We start from the raw sequence: 15,711 nt of genomic DNA, 5'->3' as shown, positions 1-15,711 counted from the left end.
GTGAGTGTTTATGACGGTTCTAACCGTCATAAACACTCACGAGCCTTCCAGGGTGAGCAGCGTGAGCTTCGCGGCCTCGCCACCGCGGTAGCGCCCGGACGTGCCGTTCGAGCGGACCACCCGATGGCACGGGACGACCAGCGGCAGCGGGTTCGTCGCGCACGCCGTGCCGACCGCGCGCACCGCCCTCGGACTGCCCGACGCGGCGGCGACCTCGGCGTAGCTTTCCGTTCGGCCGTAAGGGATCTCGGCCAGGTGCGTGAGCACCTCGCGGCGGAAACCCTTGGACAGCCGGAAGTCCAGCGGCACATCGAACGCGCGCCGTCGCCCGGTGAAGTACTCGTCCAGCTCCCGGGCGACCGGGTCCAGCCGCGCGGGCGCGGCCAGTATCCGCGGGCTGACCGCCCCGGCCAGCTCCGCCAGCACGTCTTCGTGCCCTTCGATCCCGAACGCGACGCGCACCAGGCCCTGCTCGGTCGCGGCGAGCAGCAGCGGCCCGACCGGCGAGTCGACGGTCCGGTAGGCGACGTCGAGCAGGCCGTCGCGCTGGGCCAGCTCGGCGAGTCGCGCGCGCAGCCTGGCTTCGGTGGCCTCGTCCGGGCCCGGCAGTGTTGTCAGCAGCTCGGTCTTGGACAGCTCGGTGCCGGATGGCTCGGTGTTGGATGGCTCGGTCTTGGACAGCTCGGGCCTGGACAGCTCGGTCATGCGGGTGCTCCTTCGGTCTCGGCCCGGCGGCCTGCGCCCGGCGCCCGCGTGCCCGACCCTGCGCCGCCCGATTCTGCGCCGCCCGGCTCCGTAGCGCGCAAGTCCTTCAGCCGCAACGCTTTGATGCCGTCCGCGGCCGCGCGCCGGGCCGCGTCGGCGGTGCCGCCGGTGATCGCGGCGACCTCGCGGTAGGGGAAGCCGGCCAGGTAGTGGTAGGCGACCGCCGCGCGCTGCTTGTCCGGCAGCTCCGCGAGCGCGTGCCACACGTCGCCGTCCCAGTCCTCGGGGCGGCCGGTGCGGCTCGGCTCCTCCGGCAGCGCGTCCACCGGGACGGGCCGCCGCGCCCGCGCGCGCAGCAGGTCGATCGCCTTGCGGTGCGCGATCGTGACCAGCCACGCCTCGACGTTCGCGTCCGCGGGCAGCTCCGGGTACGCCTTCAGCGCGGACAGGAACGTCTCGGACCACGCGTCCTCGGCGTCGGTCGGGCCCACCACGGCGCGGCAGACGCGCAGCACCATCGGCCCGTGCTCGTCCACCACCCGCTCGAACGGCCGCGCGCTCACCGGCGGGCCCCGTCGTCGACCTGCACCGGGTAGCCGGCGCGGAGAACGGCCACTGTGGACGGTGGCGTGACGACCATCGCCGTGCCCGCCTTCGGCCGCGGCCGGCGAGCGCCGTAGCCCTCGCGGGTCCACTCGGTCAGGTGCCCGTCGATCACCAGCGCGGGGACTCCGTCACGGAGCACGAAGACACCGTCGGGCAGCCCGGCCCACGGCAGCTCGTGGAACCGCCGCCGGTGCGTGCCGCGGAAGAGGCGCTCGCTGTGCAACTGCCGGTTCATCTCCTTCGCCGACGGCTGCGGCACCCGCGACTCCTCGGCCCAGGCGTCGCGGTAGGCCCGGTAGTCCTGGTGCCGGCACTCGCCGCACGGCCGGTGCCCGGCAGCGAACGCCACCGCCTCGTCGTGGAAGTACAGCGGCGTCCAGCGGTTCGGCAGCCACTGCGCACGCCACCGCCCGCGGAACTCCAGCGCGCAGGTGATCCAGAGGTCGCTCGCGTGGAACCGGACGATCTCCCGGCCCGAGTGGAGGATGCCGCGGTTGCCCGTCCACGCGCCGCGCAGCGCGAACGCCTCGATCTCCCCCGTGGGCGTGACCCGGTTCCGGCCCGTCACGACTCCCCCTCCCCTGCCTTCACGCGCATCAGAATTCTCAGAACAGCCTGCCGTCCTCGGCCGCCGGCGGCTCCTCCAGGCTCAGGAGAAAGCGTTTGCGCTCGACGCCGCCCGCGTAGCCGGTGAGCCCGCCGCTCGCGCCGACCACCCGGTGGCACGGCACGACGATGCTGATCGGGTTCCAGCCGTTGGCGTTCCCGACGGCTTGCGCGGCACCGGGGTCGCCCAGCTCGGCCGCGAGCTGGCCGTACGTGCGCGTCTCGCCATGCGGGATCTTCGTCAGCAGCGCCCAGACCTTCCGCTCGAACTCCGACCCACGGGGCGCGAGCGGAAGGTCGAACTCGGTCCGCTCGCCCGCGAAGTACTCACGCAGCTGCCGGACCGCCTCGCCGAACACTCCCCCGCCGAACGCCGCCTCGCCGACCACCGAGTCCTCGAACACCGAGTCCTCGCGCGGCCCGAGGCCGTCCAGCCGCGGCGCGCGCTTGTGCCCGTCGAAGTAGACGCCGATCAGCGCGTCCCCGTCCGCGACCAGCGTCAGCTCCCCCACCGGCGAGTCCATGACCGTGTGCCGGACACCCATGCCCCTCGTCCCTTCGCTCCCGGTGGTTGCCTCGTGCTCCCTCCACCGTGAAGACGTCCAGACTGCCGGAAACGTGAGGTCCGGACTTCGGCGGCCCGGCGGGAAACGCGAAACGGCCCGGTCGGGGGCACCTGTCCCCGGCCGGGCCGTCCCGCGTCGCTCAGATCTTGCCGAAGATCTTCGAGTACGCGTAACCGACCTTCTTGTCGTAAGAGTCGACCTCCCAGAACGCCAGCAGCGAAACACCCTTGGACGCCGCGAACGCCTCCAGCGTCTTGGCGTTGTCCTGGGTGAAGTTCTCGTTGTCGTCGTTCCGGCCCGCGATCGGCGTCAGCCCGAGCTGTGCCCACGCCGCCGAAGCGGACTCGCCGTACAGGCTCGCGAGCTGCTTCTCAGTGGCGTTCGCCCCGGACTCCGCGTCGTTGAGCGCGTTCTCGCCGTCGCCGAAGTCCATGGTCATGATGTTGACCGTGCTGACCTTCACGCCCTTGCTCTTGGCGTCCTTGAGCAGGGAGAGCGCGTTGCCCTCCAGCCCGTCCGGGGCGACCGGCAGCGTGTAGTCGACCTGCACCGACGGGTCGGCCTTCTGCAGCGCCGCCAGCGCGGTGTCCCGGCGCTGGACGGACGCGGTGTCGTCCAGCGGGCCGCCCTCGATGTCGAAGTCCAGCCGGTGCACGTTGTAGGTCTTCACGATGTTCGCGTACGCGGCCTGCAGGCTGCTCGCGGACGTGCAGGTCTGAGCCAGCTCACCGCCTTCGGCACCACCGAACGAGATGATCACGTCGCCGCCCGCCGACTGCAGCGAACTGATCTGGGACTTGAACGCGCCGACCGCGGAATCGCCGTTCTCCCACTTCGCGGTGCAGCCGCTCTTCGGGATCAGGAACGCCAGCGTGTAGTGGTCGACGCCGGACGCGCTCTTGTCGGCGGCCATGTCGCCGACGGTGTCGCCGCTGAGTTCGAGGTAGGGCGCGGCGAACTTCGCCGGGAACGACCGGGGCGACGACTGGAGCGGTGACTGGGGCGAGGCCTGGGCGACACCACCGGCCGCCAGCGCGGCCGCGGGCAGCAGCGCCGCCGCGGCGATCGTCAGGGCTCGGCAAAGAGAGCTGGCCATGGGAAATCCTTCCGGGGACAACGGGGACCAAGGCGGCGGTGCCCGGCAGGAGCCCGGTGTTAGGAAAGATTCCTACCGAAGTGACTCAGACGGTAGGACTCCGCACGCAGCGAAGTCAAGAGCCCGCGGCCCCGCCCCGCTCGCGCCGTCCCCATAAGACCCTTTTGTCCGTCAAGGCCTCCTTACCCGCGTGCCACGCGGGTAAGGAGGCCTTGACGGCAGTTCAGCGGGTCAGAGGAGGAGGTTCAGACTCTCGAGGTCCGTCGCGTACTTCCGGATGAGCGCCGCGGACACGTGCGGGATGTCCTTGTCCGCGCCCACTTTCGCCACCTGGACGGCCGTGCGGAAGCGCTCGGTCGGGATGTCGCCCGCCCCGTCGACGGCCTCGGCCGGCCGGGCGAACGCGTGCAGCAGCGGCAGCAGCGAGTGCTGCCTCTGCAGCTCCGGCAGGCTGCGGATGGCGCTGTCGAACCGGGTGAACCACTCGGCGTAGTCGTCGATCCGCTGGATCCGGTAGCCGGCCTCGTTCAGCCAGTCCACGTAGACGTCGAGCGAGATGCCGTCCTCGTGCGGGTTCATCACGTTGTAGGTCCGGTACCCCTCGGCGTCGGCCAGCCCGACGGTCGTGATGGCCTCGGCGGTGAAGTCGGCCGGGAGCCCGTCGTAGTGCGCGGGCCGGTCGCTGTTGTAGAAGGACCGCGGCGCGATGCCGGTGACGATGAGGCTGAGCAGCAGCCGGGTGAACATGTCGGGCACGTTGAGCTGCCCCGCGTACCGGCTGTGCGCCAGGATCATGTCGGAGCGGAACGTCGCGACCGGCAGCCGCGCCAGGTCGTGCGCCTCGCGCAGCAGGACCTCGCCGGCCCACTTGCTCGTCCCGTAACCGCTGGCGTACTCCTCGTTGATCGCGCGCACCGGGCAGGTGACGCGGATGTCGGAGTACTCGTCGGTGCCCGCGGCCTCCTCGGTGAACACGCCCACCGTCGACAGGTAGGTGACCGGCTTGACCCGCGTGGTCAGCGCCAGCCGGATCAGCTCCGCGGTGCCGACGACGTTCGGCCCGAACAGCTGGTCGTAGGGCAGCACGTGGTTGACCAGCGCGGCCGGGTGCACGATCAGGTCGACGGTGTCGGCCAGCCGGCGCCAGGTCGGCTCGTCGAGCCCGAGGTCCGCGTCCCCGATGTCGCCCGCGAGGACCTCCAGGTGCTCCGCGGCCAGCTCCCGGAAGTGCCGCAGCAGGCCCGCATCACCGCTGTCGAACGCGTCTTCGAGCCGCTTGCGCGCCGCCTCGGCCGTGCTGCCGCGGACGATGCAGATCAGCTTGCCGCCGGTTTCGTCGAGCCGCTCCAGCCACTCCAGGCACAGGAACCGGCCGAGGTAGCCGTTCGAGCCGGTCAGCAGCACGGTGCGCGCCTGACCGCTCGGACGCGGCAGATCCTTCGCCGCGGCCAGGGTTTCCGCGTCGATGAACTTGTCGAGCGTGAGGTCCGCGGCCCGGGCCACGGTGGCGCCTTCGCCGTGCACACTGGCGAAGGTCGACCGCCGCACGCCGGACTCACGCGCGGCCTCGATGTACGCGGCCAGGTGCCGCAGGTCGTTGGCGGGGCTGATGACCACGCCCACCGGGACCTCGACGTCGAAGATCTCCTTGAGCAGCGTGGAGAACGACAGCGCGGACAGCGAATCGCCGCCCAGGTCCATGAAGTGCACGTCCGGCGCCAGGTCACCGGCCGAGGAGCTGAGCACGGCCCGCGCGGCGCGGACCACCGTGTCGAACACCGGCTCGTCGCCGCCGGTGCGGCGCAGCGCGCGCAGCTCGTTCGCCTCGCGGTCGGCCAGCTCCTGGTAGAACTGCTCCAGCCGCTCGCCGTAGAACTCCTTCAGCTTGGGGCGCAACAGCTTCCGGATCCCCGACAGCAGGCCGTTCTCCGGCGTGAACGGCTCGGTCTCCAGCAGGAAGTCACGCGGGATCTCGTAGGAGTTGAGGTCCGCCTCCTTCGCGATCTGCTGCAGCGACTCGCTCACCGCCGCCTTCAGATCGCCGCCGCGCTCCAGTGCCTCCGGCGTCGGCACGACCACCGCGAGCAGGTACGAGCGCTCGCTGCTGCCGTAGACGTAGATCTGCCGGACCAGCGGGCTGGTCGCGAACACCGCCTCCAGCCGGGAGACGGCGACGAACTCGCCCTGCGACAGCTTGAGCACGTTCTTGCTGCGGTCGAGGTAGACCAGCTCGTCGGGCCCGAGCTCGGCCATGATGTCGCCGGTGCGGTAGTAGCCGTCGCCGTCGAACACCTCGGCCGTGGCGTCCGGCCGCTTGAAGTAACCCGGCACCAGTGCCGACGACTTGATCAGCAGCTCGCCCCGGGGGTGCGGCAGGTCCGTGGTGAAGTACCCCAGCTCGGGGACGTCGACCAGCTTGTAGCCGGTGACCCGCGTCCGTGAGATGAAGTGGTCCAGCAGGACGGCGCCCGCCTCCGTCGAGCCGTAGCCGTCGTGCAGCGGGATCTCGATGCAGGACTCGATGAACGCCGCCATCTCGGCCGAAAGCGGCGCGGACCCGAAGCCCGCCCACAGCAGCCGGCCGCCGAGGACCTTCTCGCGCAGCTGCGCCTTCACCTCTTCCTCGGTCCCGGAGCCGGTGTCCAGCATGCTCTGGTAGCGCTGGAACAGCATGTCGCAGATCCGCGGCACCATCATCATCTCGGTGGGGCGCGCCAGCGCGATGTCCTCGAACAACGTCGACACGTCGCTCTTCGCGACGAAGTACGAGGTGCCGCCGTCGGCCAGCGTGCCGAGCAGCAGCGCGCGGCCCGCGACGTGGCTCATCGGCATGTAGTTGATGCCCAGCACCGCGTAACCGGTCTTCTCCGGCCAGAACCCGAACCACAGCTCGCGCACCAGCCGGTCGGTGTACATGGCGCCCTTGGGCGTGCCGGTGCTGCCGGAGGTGTAGATGAGCAGGGCCAGCCGGTCGCCGGCCGGGCCCGGGTCGAACTCCGGCGCCGGCGGCAGCGCCTGCCCGCGCGCGATCACGTCGGCCAGCGTGTCGAGGACCACCGTGCTGCCGGACTCCGCGAGCCGCTGCCGCGCGGCCTCGAACTGCTCGCGCTCCTCGTCGACCTCGGCGTGGTAGTCGAACACCAGCAGCCGTCGCACCGACGCGCTCTCCGCGATCGCTTCGACGGCGGTGTCCAGGTTCTCCACGCTCGCGGCGAGGATGCGCGGCTCGGTCTCGGCGATGATCGGCTTCAGGTGCCCCGCGGTCGCGCCGGCCTGCAGCGGCACGCAGACCGCGCCGATCCGCGTGCACGCCAGGTCGAGGGTCGTGTAGTCGGTGCTGGTGAACCCGAGGATGGCGACGAACTCGTCGGGCGCCAACGGGTTTCGCGCGTCGTGGTGCCACTCGGCGACGACGGCGCCGACGCGGTCCCACAGCTCGCCGTAGGTGATCGTCTCGAACCGCGGCACCAGCTCCAGCGTGACGCGGCCGGTCGCCGGATCGGTGACGAGCTCCTTCGCCCGCTCCCCCAGCACCGGCCGGTCCGCGTATTCCTCCATGATCGTGGCGACGACCCGCTGGAGCGACAGCCCCGGCCGCCGGATCGCCGCACTCACGGAGTCAAGCGGATCGGCTGCGCGAACCTGCTGGTCACCGGCGTACAGCGCGGCGGCTCGGTGTTCCAGCCGCTCGTCGGTGCCCGTGCTTGCGGTCGTCATGGTCAGCCCTCCCGTGAACTTCGGCTACGCACGTTCGGGAGCGACACTGATCCCCTGCGCTTAGATGTAGTACGACAACTAAATTTACAGTCGGTGATTCACTGCCTACAGGGCTGCGGCTTGTGAGATATGGCTCCTTGTGCCTTCACGCTCACTAATGGTAGCGATCTTAGGCCGAACGGCTCAGTCTTTACCCGGCCCTGAATAGGCCTTTGTGGACGGTCGCAGGCCCGCCCGCCACGCCGGGTACCGCGCGGAGCCCGGCCCCGGCGCCCGGCGCGGCGATAATGACGCGGTGAGCGAGCCGATTCCCCTGTTCCCGGTCAACCGGATCGACCCGGAGGCCTTCGCCGAGGCGCAACACCGGCTCTTCGAAGGCCGGCGGCTGCACATCGGCCGCTCCGACGTCGTCCACGCCGTCGTCTGGGTCGAGTGGCTCAACTCGCTGACACTGCCCGCCCCCGCCTGCCATCAGGGCTGGTCGGGCCTCGGCTCCGGCGGCGAGATCACCCCGTCCCGGCGGCCGGTCACCTGCCGCAAGTGCGCCCGGTTCATCGGGATCCCGGACGATCCCGCGCAGATCACGCTGTTCCCCCTGCCCTGATCTGCCCTGATCCGCCCGGGATCGCCGAGTGTCCTGAGTGGACTGATGCTCCGCACCATTTGCGCGGAACCCCTGATGGCTCAGAAGAAACCGCCGTCCAGTTGAAGGGTGCGCCCGGTCATGTAGGCGGCGTCGCCGGAGGCGAGGAAGGCGTACCCGGCCGCGACCTCCGCCGGGGTGGCCAGGCGGCCGAGCGCGCCGTGGGAGGTGAGCCACTCGTCCATCGACAGCCGGCCGGCCAGGTCCGGGTGCTGGTAGTGGGCCGCGTTCTCCGCCGCCATGTCGGTGGCCGTGCCGCCCGGCGCGATGGCGTTGACGGTGATGCCGCGCTTCCCCAGCTCCGCCGACAGGTTCAGCACCATCGACTCCACCGCGGCCTTCGACGAGGCGTACAGCGTGTGGCCGAACACCGCGCGCGAGGCGCTGACCGAAGACGTGAGCACGATCCGCCCGCCGTCGGGCAGGTGCGCCGCGGCGTGCTGGACCGCGAACAGCTGGCCGCGCGTGTTGACCGCGAAGACCCGGTCGAAGTCCGCCGGGGTCAGGTTCTCCAGCGCGCCGAAGTGCTCGATGCCCGCGCACGAGGCGAGCACGTCGAGCCGGCCGAACTCGGCGACGGCCGCCTCGACCAGCGCCTTCGTCTGCTCGGGGTCGGCGACGTCGGCCTGTGCGGCGAACGCCCGTGCGCCGTCGGCGCGCAGCCGCGCGACCAGGTCGTCGGCCGCCGCCTGGTTGCCGCGGTAGCCGATCGCCACCGCCGCGCCCTCGGCCGCCAGCCGCGCCGCCACGGCGGCCCCGATACCGCGGCTGCCACCCGTCACCAACGCCACCTTGTCCGTGAAACGCCCTGTTGTCACAAGCTCCTCCTTCGTCCGGCCGTGACCCCATGCTCCGTGACCCCATGCCAGGGACGGCGGCGAAGCGCACGGCCCGTCGCGAAATCTCGTCGATCCATCCGTTCGGGCGACTACGCTTCCCCGCGTGATCACCGCTGAGGGATACCTGTACTTCGTCGACCTCGCGCTGGACGGGATGGCCGCCGTCCTCACCGGGCTCGGCGACGACCTGGCCAACCGCCGCCCGGAGCTGCCGGGCGGCAACTCGCCGTACGCGATCGTCACGCACTGCCTCGGCGTGGTCTCCTTCTGGGGCGGGCAGGTCGTCGCGGGCCGCGCCGTGCCGCGCGACCGGGCGGCGGAGTTCACCGCCACCGGCCCGGTCGACGAGCTGGTGGCCCGGCTGCACGCCGTCCGCGGCCAGCTCGCGGCGGACGTCGCCGCGGCGGTCCCGGCGGACCCCTGCCACGGTGAAGCGCCGCCGAAATACCGCGACACCCCGATCTGCGAAAGCCAGGGCATGGCGCTGCAACACATCTACGAGGAGCTGGCGCAGCACCGCGGCCACCTCGAGCTGACCCGGGACCTCCTGCTGGCCGGCCGCGGATAACCGTCCGCCGGGTTTCCGGGCAGCACCCCGGATATTGCGTCCGATGTGGACAGACGCGCCGACGGCCGCGGGACAGTGGCGCGACGGCTCAGTGGTTGCCGGCCAGCGCCCGCAGCGGGGTGAAACCGCGGCGGGGTGAAAGGTGCCCCGGGGTGACAGGTGCGCCAAGGTGACAGGCGCCGCTCAGTCGCCGCCGCCGCGACGCAGGCGCATCAGCTCGAACACGAGGATCCACGTCAGCAGCCCCACCAGCAGGCTGCCGACCAGCCACGTCCACCACACGGCGGCCGCCCACCACAGGCTCGAAACCAGGAAACCCAGCCCGGCCACGAGGCCGAGGCCCGCCATCTGGACCGTGCGGCAAGCGGTCCTTCGGTCGTCCATGGCGCGAAGGTTACTGCCACTCGGAGTAGAGCGACGCCGCCGAACGAAGGACACCCGAGGTCGTTCATAATCCGTTCGAGTGTGACTCTTCGTGATCTCTCCCGCCGACGGCCACTCACGGTGTCCAATGGACTCGAGCGGGAGTGCCGGCCTCCGGAAGGGGGAGGCCGGCACTCCCGCTCGTTCGCTCAGCGGACGCGGGGCCCGCCGAGCGAGTGGGTCCGGGCCTACTTCGTGAAGTACCACTCCTCCGGGGCGCGGGCCGTCTGCACGGCGGGGAACGCCACCCCGCCGAGCTTCTTGTCCACCACCTCGATGTACGTGCGCAGCGGCATGTTGATCTGCCCCGGCAACGTGTTCACCGCGTAGTCCTCGTACGCGGCCAGTGCGTTCTTGTCGTCGCTGTGCAGGGTGGCCTGGATGAGCGAGTTGAGCTTCGGGTCGTTGTAGTTGCCGATGTTGCCGGTCGAGCCGGGCAGCAGCAGCTGGTCACCCGTCGGCACCGCGTTGTACTGCTGGTAGCCGAAGAAGCCCATCTGCCACTCGCAGGTCGGGCCCGAGCCGTGGCAGCTGCTGATGTCGTTGATCAGCGCGTTGAACTCCTGGCCCTTCAGGTCGAACACGATGCCCGCCTCGGCGGCGTCCGACTTCCACTGCTGCATGATCCGGCCGTACGCCGGGTTGCCCGTCGAGTACTGCAGCGAGAACTCCAGCCGCGTGCCCGCCGCGACGCCCTCACCGCACTGGTTCGGCGCGGTGCCGGGGCTGGTGCAGGTCATCGCGCCGTTCTGCAGGGTCCAGCCGTGGCCGGTGAGCAGGCCCTTGGCCTTCGCCTTGTCGAACGGGTACGGGCCGGCGCCGCGCTCGGCCGCCGTCACGTATTCGTTGTCCGGGTTGACCGGCACCGGCCCCGTGGTCGGCGCGCCGTAACCGCGGAACGCGACGTTCACGTCGGTTTCCTGGTCCAGCGTCTGCTGCATGGCCTGCCGGAGGTACAGCTGCTTGAACGCCGCCCCGAACGTCGGGTTGTCCATGTTCAGCAGCGTGGTGCTCCAGCCCCAGCCGTACGCGGGCACCAGATTGTAGTTGGCCTGCAACGGGTTCGTGGCCGGCAGCTTCTCCGACGCCTTCTTCTGCGGCAGGTCCGCGCCCTGCACCCCGCCGACGTTCACGGTCTTCCCGCTGCGCAGCGCGTTGAACTCCGCGCTGGTGCTCGTGAACGGCTGCATCTTGTAGTGCGCCAGGTGCGGCTTGTCCGGCCCGCTGTACTTCGGGTTCGGGTCGTAGCTGATGTTGCCCTCGGCGTCGAACGCGGTGAGGTGCCACGGCCCGTCCACGACCTGCCACAGCGGATCGGTGGCGTAGGTCGAGAGGTCCTTGCTCTTGCCGTACAGGTACTTGTAGACGGCGTCGCACTTCGCGCGGTCGTCCGCGCAGCCGCCGCTGCCCGACGCCGCGGCGTCGGACGTCTTGTCCCACGCCATCGGCAACGGCGCGACCTGCGCCAGCTCCTGACCGGTGAACCAGGTCGGCGAGTACGAGTCGGTGAGCTGCAGCGTCACCTGCTGCGGCCCGGTGGCCGTCGCCGACTTGACGTTGTCCGGGAACTGGCCGGGCACGTAGCCGTACCAGTTCGCCTTCTCCGCGTACATCATGTTCATCCAGAACACGACGTCCTTGGCGTTCACCGTCTCGCCGTTGGACCACTTGTACGGCTTGACGTTGATGACGACCTTGCTGTTGTTGTCGCTGTAGACCGGCGGGTCGGCGAGGCTCTTGGTGGTGTTCACCCCGGTGCTGCCGCTGCTGTCGCCGAACCAGTACAGCTCGCGGTACATCAGCTGCTGCAGGTCGCCCGTGGCGTAGCCGCTGTTGTGCGCCGAGTCGACGAACGGGAAGATCCAGTTCGGCTGGGTGCCGGGCGCCTCGGCGAACACCGCGGTGCCGCCCTCGGTCGGGGTGCCGCCGCCGGAGCCGCCGCTGCTGCCGCTGCAGGCGGTCGCCAGCCCGGCCAGCAGCACCAAGGGCAGCACGAGTGCCTTGGTGATTCTCATCCGTTCTCTCCTTGGTAGACGGTCGGTTCCGCGTCGAGCAGCGGGTTGCTTTGTTCTTGTCCGAGAGGGAGTTCGAGGGGGAAGTGACAGGCGGCCTGGTGCCCGTCGCCGAAGGTCCGCAGCGCGGGCTCCTCGGCGGCGCAGACGTCCTGCGCGAACGGGCAGCGGGTGCGGAACCGGCAGCCCGAAGGCGGGTCGAGCGCCGACGGCAGCTCCCCCGTGACCCCGCCGTCGCGCCCCTCGGCCCACGGGTCGGCCACCGGCACGGTGTCGATCAGCCCGCGGGTGTACGGGTGCCGCGGCCGTCCGTGCACCTCGGCGGCCGGCCCCACCTCCACCAGCTTGCCGAGGTACATCACGCCGATCCGCTGCGCGAGGTAGCGCACCACGGACAGGTCGTGCGAGATGAACACGTACGTCAGCCCGTGCCGCGAGCGCAGGTCGTTCATCAGGTTCAGGATCTGCGCCTGGATGGACACGTCGAGCGCCGACACCGGCTCGTCGGCCACGATCAGCTTCGGCTCCAGCGCGAGCGCGCGGGCCAGGCCGATGCGCTGGCGCTGGCCGCCGGAGAACTCGTGCGGGTACCGGTCGGCCGCGCCGGCGGGCAGGCCGACCTCGGCGAGCAGCTCGCGCGCCTGCCGGGCCCGCGACGCGCGCGTGCCGACGCCGTGGATCTCCAACGGCTCGGCCAGCACGGCGCCGACGCGCATCCGCGGGTCGAGCGAGGCGTACGGGTCCTGGAAGACCAGGTGCGTCTCGCGCCGCCGCCGTTGGAGTTCCTTGCCCCGCAACGAAGTCAGCTCGGTCCCGGCGATCCGGATCCGCCCGGACGTCGGCTCCTCCAGCCCGACGATCGACCGTCCGACGGTGGTCTTCCCGCACCCGGACTCGCCGACCAGCCCGAAAGTCTCCCCCGCCGCCACGGCGAAACTCACGTCCGCGACCGCGGACACCGTGCCCGCCTTCCGCCGCAGCACCGCGCCGCGGGTCACGGCGAAGTCCTTGACCAGGTGCTCGACCTCCAGCAGCGGCGCGGCCGTGACCCCGTCGCTGTCGTCCGCGGGCACCCCGCCGCGCTCGTGCACCCGCACCACCCGCGACAGCTCGATCAGCCCCGGCTCGCCGACCGGGTGGAAGCAGGCGTAGTCGTGCCCGGCCACCTCCCCGTCCAGCGGCGGTTCGGCCGCGACGCACTCCTCGGTGGCGTACCGGCAGCGCGGCGCGAAGCGGCAGCCAGCCGGCGGGTCGCCCAGGTCCGGCGGCAGCCCCGGGATGCTGTACAGCTTCTCCCCCGACTCCGCCGCGTTTTCCGGCAGTGCCTCGAAAAGCGCCTCGGTGTACGGGTGCCGCGGGTTGCCGAACAGCGAGCGTGTGCCGGTCAGCTCCGCGATGCGGCCCGCGTACATCACGGCGACCCGGTCGGCGCGGCCCGCGACCACGCCGAGGTCGTGCGTAACCAGGATCACGGCCATGCCGAGACGGTGCCGCAGGTCGTCGATCAGCTCCAGGATCTGGTGCTGCACGGTGACGTCCAGCGCGGTGGTCGGCTCGTCGGCGATCAGCAGCTCCGGCTCGCAGACCAGCGCGCGGGCGATCATCACGCGCTGGCGCATGCCGCCGGAGAGCTGGTGCGGGTAGTCGTCGACGCGGCGCCGCGCGTCCGGCAGCCCGACCAGCTCGAGCATCTCGACGGCCCGCTCCCGCAGCTTCGCCCGCGACACCCGCTCGTGCAGCTCCAGCGGCTCGGTGACCTGTTTGCCGATCGGGATGGTCGGGTTGAGCGAGGTCATCGGGTCCTGGAACACCATGCCGATCCGCTTGCCGCGCACGGCGCGCAGCTCCGGCCCGGTCATGGCCGCCAGGTCGTCGTCGCCGAGCAGGATCCGGCCCGACTCGACCCGCCCGCCCGGGGGCAGCAGGCGCAGGATCGACAGCGCGGTCATCGTCTTGCCGCAGCCGGACTCGCCGACCAGGCCGAGCAGCTCGCCGCGGCCGACCTCGAGCGTGACGCCGTCGACCGGCCGCACCACGCCGTCACGCACGTCGATGGTGGTGCGCAGGTCTTCCAGCCTGAGAACAGGGCTCATGTCACCGCCTCCGCAGCCGCACTTCGAGCGCGTCGCGCAGGGCGTCGCCGAGCAGGTTGAACGCGACCACCACGAGCATGATCGCGATGCCCGGCGGCAGGATCATCCACCAGTAGCCGTTCTGCACGAACTCCGTGCCGTTGGAGAGCATGTTGCCCCAGTCCGCGTGCGGCGGGGCGATGCCGAGGCCGAGGTAGCTCAGCGACGCGACGAGCAGGATCGCGTCGGCCACCTGGAAGGTCGCGTTGACCACGATGGTGCCGATCGCGTTCGGCATGATGTGCCGCAGCACCACACGACGGCTCCCGCCGCCCATCATCCGCACCGCCTGCACGTACTCGCGGGTGCGCAGCGAAAGCGTCTCGCCGCGCACGAGCCGCGCCGGGCTCAGCCACGCGCCGAACGACACCACCAGGATCAGCAGGCTGACGGTCGGGGTGAAGATCGCCGCCAGGATCAGCAGCAGGAACAGGGTCGGGATGGCCAGCAGGGTGTCGACCACCCGCATCATCACCGCGTCGACGAACCCGCCGACGTACCCGGCGATCGCGCCCCACAGCGTGCCGAACACCGTCGCGATCACGGCCGCCGCCACGCCGATCTCCAGCGAAGAGCGGCCGCCCTCCATCAGCCGGCCGAGTTCGTCGTAGCCGACGTCGTCGGTGCCCAGCGGGTGCCCCGCGCCCGGCGGCTGGTTGGCGCCGGAGAGGTTCGTCGCCACCTGCTCGGTGTGGTAGACGAGCGGGCCCAGGAAGCAGAAGAGGAGGAACAGGACGATCAGCACCAGCCCGGCGACCGCGAGGCGGTTTTCCCGGAACGCCTGGAGCGTCATCCGCGCCGCGGAGCGCGGCTGGTCCTTCAGCTCGGCCGGCGGTGTCTTCGCCTCGGTCATCAGTACTTCACCCTCGGGTCGAGCACGGCGTAGCCGATGTCCGCCAGCAGCGAGCCCGCCACGGTCGCGAGCGCGACCACGAGCCCGATGCCCAGCAGCAGCGGGTAGTCGTGCACCTGCGCGCCCTGGATGAACGTGAAGCCCATGCCCGGGTAGTTGAACACCTGCTCGGTGATCAGCGCGCCCGCGAACAGCTGCGGCAGCGACAGCCCGAGCAGCGTGACGATCGGGATCAGCGAGTTGCGCAGCACGTGGCGGGTCAGCACTTTGCCATCGCTCGCGCCGCCGGCCAGCGCCGTGCGCACGTAGTCCTGGCTCAGGTTCTCCATCACCGACGAGCGCGCGTACCGGCTGAACGAGGCGACCGTGATCAGCGCCAGCGTGAGCACCGGCAGCACCAGCGCGGGCGCCTGCGTGAGGATCTCGCCGATCGAGTCCCCGCTCGGCCCCAGCGGCGAGAACCACTGCAGCTGCACGGCGAACAGCAGCACCAGGATCTCGCCGAGGAAGAAGCTCGGCATCGAGTAGAACGCGAACGACAGGCCGGTCACCACGTAGTCGCCCGGGGTGTTGCGCTTGCGCGCCTGGTAGACCCCGAGCGGCACGGCGACCACCAGCGCGACCAAAGTGGACAGCGTCATGAGCAGGATCGTCTTGGGCAGGTGGTCGGCGATCACGGCCGTCACGGGCTGGTTGAGCTTGTAGGAGTAGCCGAGGTCGCCGGTCAGCACGTGGCCGGCCCAGGTCAGGAACTGCGCGGGCAGCGGCCGGTCGTAGCCGTTGTCGTGCAAGAAGGTGTTGATCTGCAGCGTCGTCGCTTTCGGCCCGAGGATCGCGCGCGCCGGCCCGCCGGGCAGCAGCTGCAACAGGACGAACGTGACGACCGCGACGAGCACGACCACCACGAGGGACTGCAGGACACGGCGCACCAGGTACCCCGCCATC

14 protein-coding genes are annotated in these 15,711 nt (G+C 70.9%); 2 read left to right on the top strand and 12 right to left on the bottom strand.

Annotation, left to right across the window (positions count from 1 at the left end; genetic code table 11):
- Positions 1–36: 36 nt before the first annotated feature.
- The 6 genes from OG943_RS05015 to car form a co-directional block, all read right to left on the bottom strand.
- On the bottom strand, positions 37–705 hold the full coding sequence (locus OG943_RS05015; protein ID WP_328608487.1) for a methylated-DNA--[protein]-cysteine S-methyltransferase: 669 nt from the start codon (positions 703–705) through the stop codon (positions 37–39).
- Positions 702–1,268 (bottom strand): RNA polymerase sigma factor, encoded by a 567-nt coding sequence (locus OG943_RS05010; RefSeq protein WP_328608486.1) that lies wholly within the window; start codon positions 1,266–1,268, stop codon positions 702–704. The genes OG943_RS05015 and OG943_RS05010 overlap by 4 nt, the downstream gene beginning before the upstream one ends.
- Complete coding sequence (locus OG943_RS05005) at positions 1,265–1,879, bottom strand: hypothetical protein (protein ID WP_328608485.1); 615 nt, start codon at positions 1,877–1,879, stop codon at positions 1,265–1,267. Before OG943_RS05005 ends, OG943_RS05010 begins: the two co-directional genes overlap by 4 nt.
- A gap of 37 nt (positions 1,880–1,916) precedes the next feature.
- Positions 1,917–2,462 (bottom strand): methylated-DNA--[protein]-cysteine S-methyltransferase, encoded by a 546-nt coding sequence (locus OG943_RS05000; protein ID WP_328608484.1) that lies wholly within the window; start codon positions 2,460–2,462, stop codon positions 1,917–1,919.
- 160 nt (positions 2,463–2,622) lie between these two features.
- Positions 2,623–3,579 (bottom strand): chitinase, encoded by a 957-nt coding sequence (locus tag OG943_RS04995; RefSeq protein WP_328608483.1) that lies wholly within the window; start codon positions 3,577–3,579, stop codon positions 2,623–2,625.
- Between the two features lie 231 nt (positions 3,580–3,810).
- Positions 3,811–7,296 (bottom strand): carboxylic acid reductase, encoded by a 3,486-nt coding sequence (gene car / locus OG943_RS04990; RefSeq protein WP_328608482.1) that lies wholly within the window; start codon positions 7,294–7,296, stop codon positions 3,811–3,813.
- 295 nt (positions 7,297–7,591) lie between these two features.
- Between car and OG943_RS04985 the strand changes: the two genes are divergently transcribed.
- Positions 7,592–7,900, top strand: a complete 309-nt coding sequence (locus OG943_RS04985; RefSeq protein WP_328608481.1) for a hypothetical protein — start codon at positions 7,592–7,594, stop codon at positions 7,898–7,900.
- A gap of 80 nt (positions 7,901–7,980) precedes the next feature.
- On the opposite strand, the gene OG943_RS04980 is transcribed toward OG943_RS04985, so the two are convergent.
- Complete coding sequence (locus OG943_RS04980; protein ID WP_328608480.1) at positions 7,981–8,757, bottom strand: SDR family NAD(P)-dependent oxidoreductase; 777 nt, start codon at positions 8,755–8,757, stop codon at positions 7,981–7,983.
- A gap of 124 nt (positions 8,758–8,881) precedes the next feature.
- Between OG943_RS04980 and OG943_RS04975 the strand changes: the two genes are divergently transcribed.
- Complete coding sequence (locus OG943_RS04975) at positions 8,882–9,346, top strand: mycothiol transferase (RefSeq protein WP_328608479.1); 465 nt, start codon at positions 8,882–8,884, stop codon at positions 9,344–9,346.
- Positions 9,347–9,529: 183 nt separating this feature from the next.
- Here OG943_RS04975 and OG943_RS04970 read toward each other — a convergent pair whose 3' ends face one another.
- The 5 genes from OG943_RS04970 to OG943_RS04950 form a co-directional block, all read right to left on the bottom strand.
- On the bottom strand, positions 9,530–9,730 hold the full coding sequence (locus OG943_RS04970; protein WP_328608478.1) for a hypothetical protein: 201 nt from the start codon (positions 9,728–9,730) through the stop codon (positions 9,530–9,532).
- A gap of 227 nt (positions 9,731–9,957) precedes the next feature.
- Positions 9,958–11,784 carry an ABC transporter substrate-binding protein gene (locus OG943_RS04965; protein WP_328608477.1) on the bottom strand — a complete coding sequence of 609 codons (1,827 nt, stop codon included), beginning with the start codon at positions 11,782–11,784 and terminating at the stop codon, positions 9,958–9,960.
- Entirely contained in the window at positions 11,781–13,874 is a 2,094-nt protein-coding gene (locus OG943_RS04960) for an ABC transporter ATP-binding protein (protein WP_328608476.1), read from the bottom strand. The genes OG943_RS04965 and OG943_RS04960 overlap by 4 nt, the downstream gene beginning before the upstream one ends.
- A gap of 1 nt (position 13,875) precedes the next feature.
- Positions 13,876–14,766 (bottom strand): ABC transporter permease, encoded by an 891-nt coding sequence (locus OG943_RS04955; RefSeq protein ID WP_328608475.1) that lies wholly within the window; start codon positions 14,764–14,766, stop codon positions 13,876–13,878.
- Entirely contained in the window at positions 14,766–15,710 is a 945-nt protein-coding gene (locus OG943_RS04950; protein ID WP_328608474.1) for an ABC transporter permease, read from the bottom strand. The genes OG943_RS04955 and OG943_RS04950 overlap by 1 nt, the downstream gene beginning before the upstream one ends.
- Position 15,711 lies beyond the last annotated feature (1 nt).

It is taken from the genome of Amycolatopsis sp. NBC_00345, assembly GCF_036116635.1.
Classification (GTDB): Bacteria; Actinomycetota; Actinomycetes; order Mycobacteriales; family Pseudonocardiaceae; genus Amycolatopsis.
The sequence above is the reverse complement of the archived record's forward strand: the minus strand, read 5'-3'. Positions and strand labels throughout refer to the sequence as shown.

Coding starts and splice junctions, on each gene's coding strand:
- OG943_RS05015 (WP_328608487.1), bottom strand. CDS start 705: ATGACCGAGCTGTCCAGGCCCGAGCTGTCCAAGACCGAGCCATCCAAC.
- OG943_RS05000 (WP_328608484.1), bottom strand. CDS start 2,462: ATGGGTGTCCGGCACACGGTCATGGACTCGCCGGTGGGGGAGCTGACG.
- OG943_RS04995 (WP_328608483.1), bottom strand. CDS start 3,579: ATGGCCAGCTCTCTTTGCCGAGCCCTGACGATCGCCGCGGCGGCGCTG.
- car (WP_328608482.1), bottom strand. CDS start 7,296: ATGACGACCGCAAGCACGGGCACCGACGAGCGGCTGGAACACCGAGCC.
- OG943_RS04970 (WP_328608478.1), bottom strand. CDS start 9,730: ATGGACGACCGAAGGACCGCTTGCCGCACGGTCCAGATGGCGGGCCTC.
- OG943_RS04965 (WP_328608477.1), bottom strand. CDS start 11,784: ATGAGAATCACCAAGGCACTCGTGCTGCCCTTGGTGCTGCTGGCCGGG.
- OG943_RS04960 (WP_328608476.1), bottom strand. CDS start 13,874: ATGAGCCCTGTTCTCAGGCTGGAAGACCTGCGCACCACCATCGACGTG.
- OG943_RS04955 (WP_328608475.1), bottom strand. CDS start 14,766: ATGACCGAGGCGAAGACACCGCCGGCCGAGCTGAAGGACCAGCCGCGC.
- OG943_RS04950 (WP_328608474.1), bottom strand. CDS start 15,710: ATGGCGGGGTACCTGGTGCGCCGTGTCCTGCAGTCCCTCGTGGTGGTC.